This is a genomic window from Vagococcus silagei (genome assembly GCF_004795745.1).
In the GTDB taxonomy this organism is placed as follows: domain Bacteria; phylum Bacillota; class Bacilli; order Lactobacillales; family Vagococcaceae; genus Vagococcus; species Vagococcus silagei.
Window position 1 is genome coordinate 1 of record NZ_SDGV01000029.1, and the last position, 11,290, is coordinate 11,290.

Annotated in this window: 12 protein-coding genes; 7 read left to right on the forward strand and 5 right to left on the reverse strand. The window is 33.6% G+C overall.

The genetic code is table 11. The annotated features are described in order from the left end of the window. A partial coding sequence (locus tag ESZ54_RS12595; RefSeq protein ID WP_204249551.1) for a hypothetical protein occupies positions 1-190 on the forward strand: 190 nt, incomplete at its 5' end. Positions 191-420: 230 nt separating this feature from the next. Here the strand turns inward: ESZ54_RS12595 and ESZ54_RS11240 are convergent. Genes ESZ54_RS11240 through ESZ54_RS11250 form a run of 3 tightly spaced genes read right to left on the reverse strand, consistent with a single transcriptional unit; the run spans position 421 to position 3,259 of the window. Beyond that, positions 421-1,575: an iron-containing alcohol dehydrogenase gene (locus ESZ54_RS11240; protein ID WP_136137749.1), complete on the reverse strand. Its 1,155-nt coding sequence runs from the start codon at positions 1,573-1,575 to the stop codon at positions 421-423. Positions 1,576-1,590: 15 nt separating this feature from the next. After that, a complete protein-coding gene (locus tag ESZ54_RS11245) occupies positions 1,591-2,289 on the reverse strand; it encodes a phosphoribosylanthranilate isomerase (protein ID WP_136137750.1) in 699 nt (232 codons plus the stop codon). 31 nt (positions 2,290-2,320) lie between these two features. Continuing rightward, positions 2,321-3,259 (reverse strand): PfkB family carbohydrate kinase, encoded by a 939-nt coding sequence (locus ESZ54_RS11250; RefSeq protein WP_136137751.1) that lies wholly within the window; start codon positions 3,257-3,259, stop codon positions 2,321-2,323. A gap of 117 nt (positions 3,260-3,376) precedes the next feature. On the opposite strand from ESZ54_RS11250, the gene ESZ54_RS11255 reads away from it, so the two are divergent. The 3 genes from ESZ54_RS11255 to ESZ54_RS11265 all read left to right on the forward strand — a co-directional run bounded on the left by ESZ54_RS11255 (position 3,377) and on the right by ESZ54_RS11265 (position 6,487). Next, positions 3,377-4,471, forward strand: coding sequence for a PfkB family carbohydrate kinase (locus ESZ54_RS11255; RefSeq protein ID WP_136137752.1), 1,095 nt, complete (start codon positions 3,377-3,379; stop codon positions 4,469-4,471). Positions 4,472-4,553: 82 nt separating this feature from the next. Further along, positions 4,554-5,123, forward strand: a complete 570-nt coding sequence (locus ESZ54_RS11260; protein ID WP_136137753.1) for a TetR-like C-terminal domain-containing protein — start codon at positions 4,554-4,556, stop codon at positions 5,121-5,123. A 224-nt stretch (positions 5,124-5,347) separates the two neighbouring features. Further along, the gene (locus tag ESZ54_RS11265) at positions 5,348-6,487 is read left to right on the forward strand and encodes a trans-sulfuration enzyme family protein (RefSeq protein ID WP_136137754.1); all 1,140 of its coding nucleotides are present in this window, start codon (positions 5,348-5,350) and stop codon (positions 6,485-6,487) included. A gap of 57 nt (positions 6,488-6,544) precedes the next feature. Here the strand turns inward: ESZ54_RS11265 and ESZ54_RS11270 are convergent, their stop codons facing one another. Both ESZ54_RS11270 and ESZ54_RS11275 read right to left on the reverse strand, forming a co-directional pair. After that, positions 6,545-7,771 carry an MFS transporter gene (locus ESZ54_RS11270; RefSeq protein WP_136137755.1) on the reverse strand — a complete coding sequence of 409 codons (1,227 nt, stop codon included), beginning with the start codon at positions 7,769-7,771 and terminating at the stop codon, positions 6,545-6,547. Positions 7,772-8,031: 260 nt separating this feature from the next. Continuing rightward, positions 8,032-8,499: a MarR family transcriptional regulator gene (locus ESZ54_RS11275; RefSeq protein WP_136137756.1), complete on the reverse strand. Its 468-nt coding sequence runs from the start codon at positions 8,497-8,499 to the stop codon at positions 8,032-8,034. A gap of 328 nt (positions 8,500-8,827) precedes the next feature. On the opposite strand from ESZ54_RS11275, the gene ESZ54_RS11280 reads away from it, so the two are divergent. From ESZ54_RS11280 to ESZ54_RS11290, 3 genes are all read left to right on the forward strand, one after another. Continuing rightward, complete coding sequence (locus ESZ54_RS11280; protein ID WP_204249552.1) at positions 8,828-9,466, forward strand: DUF4362 domain-containing protein; 639 nt, start codon at positions 8,828-8,830, stop codon at positions 9,464-9,466. 300 nt (positions 9,467-9,766) lie between these two features. Next, the gene (locus tag ESZ54_RS11285; protein WP_136137758.1) at positions 9,767-10,216 is read left to right on the forward strand and encodes a DUF1307 domain-containing protein; all 450 of its coding nucleotides are present in this window, start codon (positions 9,767-9,769) and stop codon (positions 10,214-10,216) included. Positions 10,217-10,421: 205 nt separating this feature from the next. Continuing rightward, positions 10,422-11,018, forward strand: coding sequence for a cation:proton antiporter domain-containing protein (locus tag ESZ54_RS11290; RefSeq protein ID WP_136137759.1), 597 nt, complete (start codon positions 10,422-10,424; stop codon positions 11,016-11,018). Positions 11,019-11,290 lie beyond the last annotated feature (272 nt).

The following is an 11,290-nucleotide window of genomic DNA, read 5'->3' on the forward strand; positions in this document are numbered from 1 at the left end:
CAAGATATTGACTCAAATCCAGTTATATTACGGAGCGAAAGGGATAATTTTTAATGTTAATAGGAGAAAAATGACTAGCATATACAAGTATGGACTCAGCCCAACAATTAAAAAGATAATATCTTTTTTACTTTTAAATTTAACAATCGCAATAATAGATGTGACAATCAAAATCACTGATAGCGTGTAGACGACAATATCACCTGATTGTGAGCCTATCAAAAAAACTCTACTAAAAGAAACAAAAGTTAAAAAAATAAGGATGACCGAAATAATTAGGTTAAAATAACTCATTTTTTTCATAAAAACAGCCTACTTTCATTTGTTTTTCTATCTCTATTATATCGTATTTTATATTATTTAATGAATAAATATGTACAAACATAAAAAAGGTTGAGACATTAATCTCAACCTTTCGATTTAACCAAAGTCATGCATTAATTGTGCAATAACATCATCTGTTAGTTCAAATGGTGTATTACCAGCGAAACGTTCAGTTTGAACTTCTTTAGCTAGTGCCATGACATCTTCACGTTTGATATTTAATGAATCAAACGGCGTTAATCCTAAGATATCGTCACGGAATTCACGGTAACGTGCTGCTGTGATGTTACCAATTTCATCATCCGTCACATTTTCTGGGAATTCAGTACCAAGAATATAACCAATTTCTTTGATTTTTTTCGCTTTAACTGCTGCGGTTGCTTTTAATGTACCTGGTAGAGCATAGGCACAAGCTTGACCATGTGCTATACCAAGTTTTGCACCAATGATATGTGCTTGCGAGTGGCCGATATGTGTTCCCCCGTTATTTAAGACCCAACCACCTAAAGCTGCCGCAACCATCATTCTTTCGCGTGCTTCGAGGTTTTGCCCATCTTTTGCAGCTTTTGGTAGGTAGTTATAGATTAAGAACATAATTTTTTCGCAAATTGCATCAACAACAGGTGTTGAAAGTGTAGACGTATAGGCTTCAGCCGCATGTGAGAATGCATCAAGTCCTGTTGAAATTGTAAGTTGCTCTGGTAAAGAAAGAGCGAGTTGCGGATTTAAAATGGCCACTTCACTAACAGCCAAATTTGATAAGACTGCAATTTTTTCATTATTGATAGTATCAGTAACGATTAATGCGTTTGATAACTCACTACCAGTTCCAGAAGTTGTTGGAATGGCAATTAAGCCGTTACAAAATGATTTGATTTCTTTGTCATAGGCATAATCAGCGATACTTCCGCCAAGATGTCTAACAATATTTATGCCTCTAGCAGCATCAATGACACTACCGCCCCCAATGGCAAGGATAGAATCACATTTTTCGGCCTTAAAGAAATCTACCCCTGTATCAATCGATTCGATTGGCGGGTTTGGTATTACTTTATCGTAAATTGTATATGCTTTATTAGCTTTTGTTAATGTATCTAATAAAGTTTTGATTGCTTCATTGTTTAATAAAAAGCTATCAATGACGATAAATGGTTTTTGGTAATTAAAGTCTTTTAAAACATCGAGTACAGTTTCAGATAACTCGTTTGTTACTAGGACTTTAACATTTTGTTCTAATTTATAATTTAACATAGGATTCTCCTTTAATTAAGCTAAACCGATTTCTGCTGCAGCTTTGTCTGCGCGTTCGCAGAAGTCGCGGACTTTTGGAATGTCTTTTTCAGTGACGCCATCTTCAAATTTGAATGAAGTTTTTGTTAGTGAATCTACTCCGAAAGGCTTGATTTGTTTAATGCAAGCTTCAACGTTATCTGGTCCGAGCCCTCCAGCAATAATCACCGGAATGTTTACTGTTTCAACAATTGTTCTGTCAATATTCCAGTCATGTGTTTGACCACTAGCACCAATACCAGTATCTTTTGCTAGACCTGAGTCAGTTAATAGGTAGTCGCAGAAAGTCGCATAATATTTAGCACGTTCGATTGCTGTTTCGTCATCGATTAAGACAGCTTGCATTAATTCAACGCCGGGACATTCTTTATGTAAACGTTCGGCAAATGCTTCGTCGGCTGTGTATTCCATACCAGCAACGTGAACGATGTCTGGATTAACGCGTTTAATTAGGAAGAACATTTCTTCGATGTCTTTGTTTAACATAATTGCGATTGATTTAACCCCACGACGACGACATTCTGCATAAATCTTATCAACAACATCTAAAGGGACACGGTGATTTGGGATACCACCAGATTGCATTGGTACTAAACCGATATGATCTGCACCTGCATCCATAGTTTGAACTGCCTCATTGTAGTTTACGATTGAATAAATTTGTTTTTTGACCATTATATATTCTCCTTCTTAATTAAAGTTATTTTTATTTATTATATCTTAAAGATCGTTTGACAACATTCCGAATTGAAAGACGATCTGATACAGCTAAGTTTGATTCTAGAGTAAGACTAGCGGCTGCTTGCGAGAGTTGACCAACTTCTTTAACTGGTAAACTTTCACCAAAATAAAACCTAGACCAAGTAATGGTTGCCATTGTACAATCGCCAGCACCATTTGTACTGACAATCTTTTCAACGATGGGACTAATTAATTGAGGTTCTTCATCATGTCTCGAGCAGAGGATTCCTTTTGCACCTAGGGAAATGAAGACGTTTTTAACGCCTAGTTTATTGAGCGCTTTGGCAGCATCTTTTGCTGATTCGACATCAGTGACTTTAACGCCAGTTAGAAATTCAATTTCTAAGTGGTTGGGTTTCATTGTATCAATTTTATCAAGGACATGGGTAAATCTTTCAACTTTAGCAATCGATACTGGATCGACAAACAACGGACGATTAACATTTTCTGCAATATAATCAATTGATTCTTGCGAGATGTTGCCATCAATCACGCAAAGTTCAGCGCCATTAATAAAATCTAATCTTTTTTCTAGAAATGCGGGATTGATATGTTCAACAATTTTCATGTCGTTAATTGCTGTCAGCATATCGCCGTCACTATCAGCAACATACAAGTAAGTTGAACTGTGTTCCCCATTAATTTTTTCAGCATAATCTAGATTGATGTCATTACGTTGACATTCTTTTTCTAAAATTTCTCCGAAACTATCATCTCCATATACTGTAATTAAATAAGTGGGTGCTTCTAGACGGGTTAAATTCTGTGCGATGTTCTGACCAACGCCACCAACATTGAGACTAATGTCTCCGATATTTGAATCTCGTTCATGGTAGTTTTGACCAGACAAACCTGCGATGTCCAAATTTAAACCACCAATTACTACAATGTACTTTTCTTCCACTGTAATCACCTCGTTACTTTATTTATGCCTTAATTATAATCCGGGCTTTCATTATTAGTCAAACTATTATATAGTATATAAACAAATGTTTATAAAAATAGGAGGCAGGTGTGAGGAATGACGGAAAGAGAAAAAGAAATATTAGCGATTATTCGTGAAAATCCAACGATTTCGCAAGAGGAATTGGCTTTTGAATTAGGTATTTCGAGGTCTGGTGTAGCAGCACATATTCATAATTTAATGAAGAAAGGTTACATCAAAGGGAAAGGTTACATTATTAATAATCCACAATTTATAAGTGTCATTGGTGGTATTAATATTGATATTGTTGGTTCGCCTTCTGATGAATTGTTGATAAATAATTCCAATCCAGGGAAGATCAATTATTATTTAGGGGGGGCAGGTCGAAATATTGCTTTGGCTTTAACAAAATTAAACATTAATACTAATCTAATTTCTGTTTATGGTGCGGATGTTAATGGTGATCGCTTTATTTCAGATTCAAGAAAAATTGGTTTTAATGTTGATTGTTGTGAAAGAATTAGTGGGTATAATACATCATCTTTTATTTATTTGGAAGATCCGACCACTAATTTTCGCGTTGGAATTGATGATATGCGCATTTTAGAAACAATGACACCAGAATTTATTAATCGCTACCTCCAACGAATTAATCGTTCAAGATATTGTGTGATTGATGACAATCTTCCACTTGAAACCATTGAGCATCTTAAAAAACAAGTGTCGATACCGATGATTGCAAAATCAGTTTCGATGAATAAAGTGCATAAATTAATTCCTTTACTAGAGAAATTGGAATTGTTAGTTTTATCAGTTGATGAACTAGAATCGCTAATTAAAGCTTTAGGTGATAATGAGCAAGATTTCTTTGAAAAAATGCGAAATTTAGTCAATCGCGGTGTACAGAATTTAGTGATTGTCAAAAAGAATGGTAATGTTTATTTTGAATCAATAGAGATGTCGTATCAGATAGATAAAAAAGTGGCACCAGAATTTAATATTAACGGGTCGACAGCTGTCTTAACAAGTACAATGATTTGGGCGATGCTAAATGGACATTATAAGATGAAGGAAATTGTTGAGCTAGGCTATTGTGGTGCAGTGACGAGCTATTTAACGAATGATTCGGTTTTTGATGATTTATCGGAGGAATTAGTTTTTCATCATTATGAAAAGTATTTTGCAAAATAATGAATCAATCGTATTAATAGTAATAATATATTTTTTAATCATTTTTTTCATGTTATACTTTGAACAAGTAGGTGGTGAAAGAATGGCAAAACAGTACACAAAAAAACTAATTCGTGATAATTTTATTAAAATGTTAAATGAGCGCCCACTTAAACGTATAACAGTCAAAGATTTGGCTTTAGCTTGTGAAATTAATCGAAACGCATTCTATTATCACTATGCCGATATTTATGAGCTGTTATCTGAAATTTTTGAGATGAACTTAGAACTTGTAATTGAAGAATACAATCAATCAAAATCGTGGGAAGAAACTTTTATTAAAGCAGCAGAATTCGCTTTAGAAAATAAGCGGGCAATTTATCACGTTTATGATTCAATGCAACAGGATGAATTGGTTAAATTTATTTTTGCTATTTCGGGAAATATGATGTCGGAATATGTTAAATATGAAAATGAAAATATTAAGGCACCTGAAAAAGATGCAGCCTTAATTGCAAGTTTTTATCAATCAGCTCTTTCAGGAATGATTGTGCGTTGGATTGAAACAGGTATGAAACAAGAACCTGTTCCAGTAGTAGAACGAATTGGTTTTCTATTTGATGGCAATATCGCAATCTCTTTACAGCGAAGCAAAGATAGTTTGGCTCATTAATTATGATAAGAATGTTAAAAGCATGGTGTGCTACAAATAGTACATCATGTTTTTTGTTATCTATTATTTATATAGATTTTTACTTTATGAGAGGTAAAAACCAAGATGCTCACCTTGTCATTTTTGACGATGGTTTGATGTTTTGTTTCTAAATTGGTGTTGTACATCACAAGAATCAAGTGTATGCTTGATTTACAAGAATGAATTGAAAAGGAGTTTGACTAGTGTTAGATAATACTAAATTACTACATGGCTATCCAGTTGTTGATCCCTACACTGGGGCTGCCTCAATCCCAAAATATCAAGCGTCAACTTTTAACCAAACTGATATTTTTGCAAAACAGGATTATAGTTATACGCGTTTTGGAAATCCAACCGTAAGTGCACTTGAAGAAGGGATTGCGGAATTAGAGAATGGTAAATATGGCTTTGCTTTTTCTTCTGGGATGTCTGCAATTGCGACTGTTTTAATGCAATTAGATGCGGGTGATCATCTGATTGTACCAAACGAAGTGTATGGCGGAACCTGCCAATTTACAAAAGAAATTTTACCGAGTTTTGATATTCATGCAAGTTTTGTAGATTACAGTGATCTTGAAGCAGTAAAAGCTGCCATCACACCAAAGACGAAAGTTTTATATCTCGAAACACCTTCTAATCCATTACTAAAAGTTTGCGATATCAGAGCGTTGGTTCAACTTGCAAAGGCCCATCATCTAACAACAATTATGGACAATACTTTTATGACACCACTTTATCAAAAACCATTAGATTTAGGTGTTGATATTGTGATTGAGAGTGCAACGAAATTTTTAAATGGACACAGTGATGTTGTTGCTGGTTTAGTGAGTCTAAATGATGAAAAGATGGCAAACAAAATAAAACTTTACCAAAAAGCTTTTGGTGCAATTTTGGGTGTTGAAGAAGCTTGGCTTATCTTGCGTGGGATGAAAACAATGGGCATTCGTATGGAGAAAAGTTGTGAGAATGCCATGCAGTTAGCGAACTTTTTAGAACAACACGCGAAAGTTGAGAAAGTTTTCTATCCAGGTTTAAGTAGCCATCCAGACTCAGACATTCATTTAGCGCAAGCAAAAAATGGTGGTGCTGTATTGTCATTTGAACTAGGTAGTGAAGATAAGGTAAGTTGCTTAACGAAACATTTAAAGATTCCAATTATTGCCGTTAGTTTAGGTGGTGTTGAATCAATTGTATCTTATCCTAGAACGATGTCGCATGCATGTATTTCAGAAGAAGAACGATTAGAACAGGGTGTGACACCAGGACTTTTACGTTTATCTTGTGGTATCGAAGATATTGATGATTTACTTGCCGATTTTGAACAAGCTTTAAGTTACATCTAATAGAAAAGATTGAAGAATAGGAGATAGTTATATCTTTATTTCTTCAATCTTTTTTATTTAATTTTTGTTTTTTACAGGTTTACCGGCTCTGAGAATTAAAAAGAGGGCAATACAAACTAAAATCGTTGCAAATGTAAAGGGTGCTGCATGTCCTAATTGCACATATAGTTGTCCACCTAAGATGGGGCCGATAATTCTTGAGAGAGACTGCATTGCTTGACTGCCGCCTTGAATTTGACCTTGCATTTCAGCATTTGCCGATTTTGATAGCATGTCATTAAATGATGGACTGAAGATGGATTCGCCAAACCCAAAGAGTAAGAGACTGATAATAAAGAGAAAAATTTGTCCGCATAAAACGGCTAATGTAATGAATAAGTAGCTTGAAAATTGGAAGAAGATGCCCCAAGTCGCAATTTGCCAATCCGTTAATTTATTGATAAAACGCGGCATAATAAAAATTTGGGCTAAGATATCTTGCATACCAATAATAGAGAAAATCAAACCAATTGCACTGGGTTTTAAAGAAAATACATCAATCGAAAATTGAGAGAGTATTGATTGAAAGGCACCATTAGGAATCCAAAGTAATATGCCTAAGAGCAATAATGAACGAATAAGTGAGTGCTTAAATAGAATTGAAATCTGACGAATTGGATTTAGTGCTCTTATATTTACTTCAGTCATGCGTTTTTCTTTTGGTAATGATTCGTGCATGACGAAATAACCAAGCAGAAAATTAGCAAATGATAATAGAGCAGCAAAGAATAGTGGTGTTGAATAGCCAAATTTTGTAAGTATACCTCCGAATGTTGGACCAATGATTGTCCCAAAACCGGCGGCAGCGCTAATCCAGCCAAAATATTTTGTACGACTATCTTCAGGAGTAATATCAGCAAAATATGCAAATAGCGTGGCAATATTGCCAGCTGTTAGTCCTTCAATGATACGACCGAGAAAGAGAATGGTTAAGGAACCACCAATACCAAAGGTGATAAAACCAATTGTAGCTCCTAAGAGAGAGATTAATAGAATTGGCCTACGACCAAAACGATCGCTAAGTGAACCTAAAATTGGTGCAGCGAAGAAGGTACAACCAGCGTAAGTTGCAGTTAAGAGTGTCACAATGGTTGCTTGTGTATTTTGGTTTGACGTATAAGTTCCGACCAGAAAAGGTGTTACTGGCATGACAATGCTAAAGCCAAGTCCACTAAGAAAAGTTACGAGTAAACCAAAGATTAATTGAAAGCGGAAGTTATTTTGAGATGTTGTTTTGAATGACATAAGATCATCCTTTCTGTATTTATTGTTTCCTTGCAAACAAAATATACAGAATTATTGTTTCTTTGTCAACAAAATTATCCACAGTGAATATTATGGTTTGAAATCTTCGAAATAAAAAACTAGCTATGACAAATCAGAAAATGATTAATCATGACTAGTTTTTTTAATTATTATAATGATAGGGGTGAAATGTGGGAAATGTTACAAGGATAAAATAATGATTTTACTACCTTACTGTTCACCCATAACCGCACCAAAAATCACCTTGTTTTTAATTTTTTCTTTTGGATTTCTTTTGATAGGTGGTCGTTGTAGCGTTGTAAGAATGATTCTACTTCTGATAAGGTTTCGGGTGTTATTGAGTTTAGGACGTCTTGATCTCGCGCTCGAAACTCTTGATGTAATTGTTCATGGAGATCAAAAACACGTTGTCCTTCTTCGGTTAGTGTAAAGTAGATTTCTTTCTTATTATCCTCTTTTTGTTTACTTTGAAGCGCACCTTTTTTGATTAGCTTCTTGGTAGACTTACTCATGGCGCCACGGGTCATAAAGAAATGTTCTGCGAGTTTTGTAACGTTAATATTCTCATTTTTACCAATATATTCAAGTAAATGAACTTCTGATGCTGTATAGCCAGCAAGCGCGTTCTCCATCTTGGAACGATTTAACCAGCTTAATTTATCATGAATGACGCGAACATCACTAAATACTTTATCAATCTCAGTCATGTTTGACCTCCTAGCTTAAATTAATTTGTTTAATTAAGATAACTCTACTAAATCAGATGATTTAATACAAGGAAAACAATAACAAACATTTTTAGCTAAGTGTAATAAATTCTATGAAAATACATAGGTTTGCTTGCACAATAATGGTACAATAAAAATAGTAGATTTAAAAATCAAAAAGTTTGTAAAGAGGTTAAGGATGAAGAAAAGGATTCTAGTTCTCTTGTTTTTTAGTGTTTTTTGTTTGTCAGGGTGCGAAGTAAATAGGAAAATCCCGAGAGAAAAAAATCAAAGTACAACTTATATTGATAAAAAGATAGTTCAAAAGATGGTTGGACCATGGCATGATGCTGAAAATCAGAAGAATTATCGATTTGCATTAACTAACAAACAATTAGAAATGACAATAGGAAATAAGGTTGAGCGTTTAGATGTTACATCAACCGAAAACTTATCGGTATATACTAAGAAACAGGTAAAAAAAATGGATTTTTATCATTTTATTGTCAATGATTCTAAAATTAAAATGGTGCAATCTCGACCAAACAAAAATGGAGCTACTGAACAACTTGATGCAATTGAATTAACAAAATTATATTCAAAAGAATTAACAGTTAATACTCTTAATCAATCAGATTATCAAAAATATGATGAAGATTTAGCTCATCTCTATCAATTGTATGAGGAAAAACATCCATTTGACGTGACATTTAATCATTTTACAATAGAAGGAGACCCAATCAAAATACATCTTTCTTATGATACAAAAGAATTATATTATACACATGATGGGTCACAAGATAAATTTGGTTCAGGTGAAATTGAGCGTTATTCCTTCGATAAATTAGAAAGAGTTAAAGGAAAATCAGGTTTGGTTAACGAATATGTTTTAAGTAATCACTCGGAAAAAGCGGTACCTAAAAAGTTATCTCTAGTATCGTTAAGTCAAGGTGAAGGAAACTACTAAAATTATTCCTCTGACTTTTGTTGTCAAAAATTTTTAAAAATATATGATGCAAGTGATATGTATTATAGTAAGAAAATGATCTGCTAATTTGAGATATTTGAATTATACACTGGTATCTTTGAAGAACGACTTCAAAAATATAGTGATTTCATAAAATACGAAAATAAATAATCCGATTTGAAAAGTAAGTTTTTTTAACATAATTGGTTTAATTTTTATGATATTAGGTTATAATGATGTGTGTTGTGAATATTATATAATTAATAAATAAAGAAACAAGATATAAAAAGGAGTTTTAAGATGAAAAAATTGAAAATGGGTATTATGGCATTGGCATTTATCTTTGTCTTATCAGCATGTGGTGGCTCGAAAAGTAAATTGGAGACAGTTACATACGGATTAAAGAATAATGGCGTGACATTACAACTTGAAATGAAGTATGACAAAGACAAAACGATTCAAGAAACAACAGCAAATAATACGTATGTATATAAGGATATGAATCGAACAAAAGAGGATTTAAAAAAATCAATTGACACAAATAGTACAATGTATAAAGATATGAAAGGTGTTAAGCGAGATGTTTCATATGGTGACACGGAAGCAAAAGAAACGATTCATGTTGTTGTCAAAGACGTTTCAAAAGAAGATTTAAAAACACTCTATGGTAATAACTTTGATGATAAAGATAACTTATCACTTGATAAGTTAGTCAAGACTTTTGAAAAACTAGGTTATACAAAAAAATAAGATAGTTATAATTAATATCACGGGCAATCACTAAATGATTGCTCGTGTTTTATCTTTGTTATGAAAAATAAAGGTTCTAAATAATATTTTATTATGAATAGTATCAATTTAAATAAAATGATAGAATGATTACTAAAAATAATGTCAAACTGATGTACAAATTCATAGTAAATTTGGCAAACAGTTTGATTGAGGGAGGTTGAGTATGCACGCATTTGAAGCAGTATTACTCATGTTAGGTATGGTTTTATTATCAAATGTATTGAATCGATTTATTCCGCAAATTGCGATTCCATTGATTCAAGTTGTATTAGGAATGATGTTATCAATTTTTACGACATTTGATTATTTCGATTTAAGTTCGGAATTTTTTATGCTCTTATTTTTAGCACCATTACTTTTTAATGATGGTGTAAATGTTGATAAAAAAGCCTTATGGCGAGAAAAGAAGGCTATTTTTACCTTGTCAATTGTCTTAGTTTTTGTGACAGTTGGATTATTAGGTGAATTTATTCATTGGCTAATTCCAGCAATGCCAATCGCTGGAAGTTTTGCATTAGCCGCAGCGCTAGCACCAACTGATGCGGTCGCTGTTTCAGCCTTGGCAGAAAAGGTGAAAATTCCACATAAAATGATGCATACGCTAGAAGGTGAGTCATTAATTAATGATGCATCTGGTTTGGTTTCATTTCAATTTGCGGTTGCCGCACTTTTAACAGGTACTTTTTCAATTGTTCAAGCGGGAATTAGTTTTGTATTAATTTCTTTAGGCGGTGTGTTAGTAGGTGAGCTAATTTCATAATTATGATGCCTTGATACATTAGCGTTCTAAAAACAATAAAAATAAGAACCTCCCCATCTGTTATAATTATGATGTCCTGACAGACTCTTAAACAGAAAGGAAGATTCCTATGTCTATCATACAACAACCAACGCTTTTTTCACATCCAAATTCTACAAGAACTTGAGATTGAAGTAAAATATCAAGAGTTTTTCTCCCCATTAGAGCTAACGCCATTGATTGCTTTATTTCAAAAAGAGAATACTGTCGGCGCGCCAGTTACCATTAATTAC

Bases quoted from the DNA above. Each gene is read 5' to 3' on its own strand.
- ESZ54_RS11275 (WP_136137756.1), bottom strand. From the start codon at position 8,499: ATGACTGAGATTGATAAAGTATTTAGTGATGTTCGCGTCATTCATGAT.
- ESZ54_RS11280 (WP_204249552.1), top strand. From the start codon at position 8,828: ATGGTTGGACCATGGCATGATGCTGAAAATCAGAAGAATTATCGATTT.
- ESZ54_RS11240 (WP_136137749.1), bottom strand. From the start codon at position 1,575: ATGTTAAATTATAAATTAGAACAAAATGTTAAAGTCCTAGTAACAAAC.
- ESZ54_RS11255 (WP_136137752.1), top strand. From the start codon at position 3,377: ATGACGGAAAGAGAAAAAGAAATATTAGCGATTATTCGTGAAAATCCA.
- ESZ54_RS11245 (WP_136137750.1), bottom strand. From the start codon at position 2,289: ATGGTCAAAAAACAAATTTATTCAATCGTAAACTACAATGAGGCAGTT.
- ESZ54_RS11285 (WP_136137758.1), top strand. From the start codon at position 9,767: ATGAAAAAATTGAAAATGGGTATTATGGCATTGGCATTTATCTTTGTC.
- ESZ54_RS11290 (WP_136137759.1), top strand. From the start codon at position 10,422: ATGCACGCATTTGAAGCAGTATTACTCATGTTAGGTATGGTTTTATTA.
- ESZ54_RS11260 (WP_136137753.1), top strand. From the start codon at position 4,554: ATGGCAAAACAGTACACAAAAAAACTAATTCGTGATAATTTTATTAAA.
- ESZ54_RS11270 (WP_136137755.1), bottom strand. From the start codon at position 7,771: ATGTCATTCAAAACAACATCTCAAAATAACTTCCGCTTTCAATTAATC.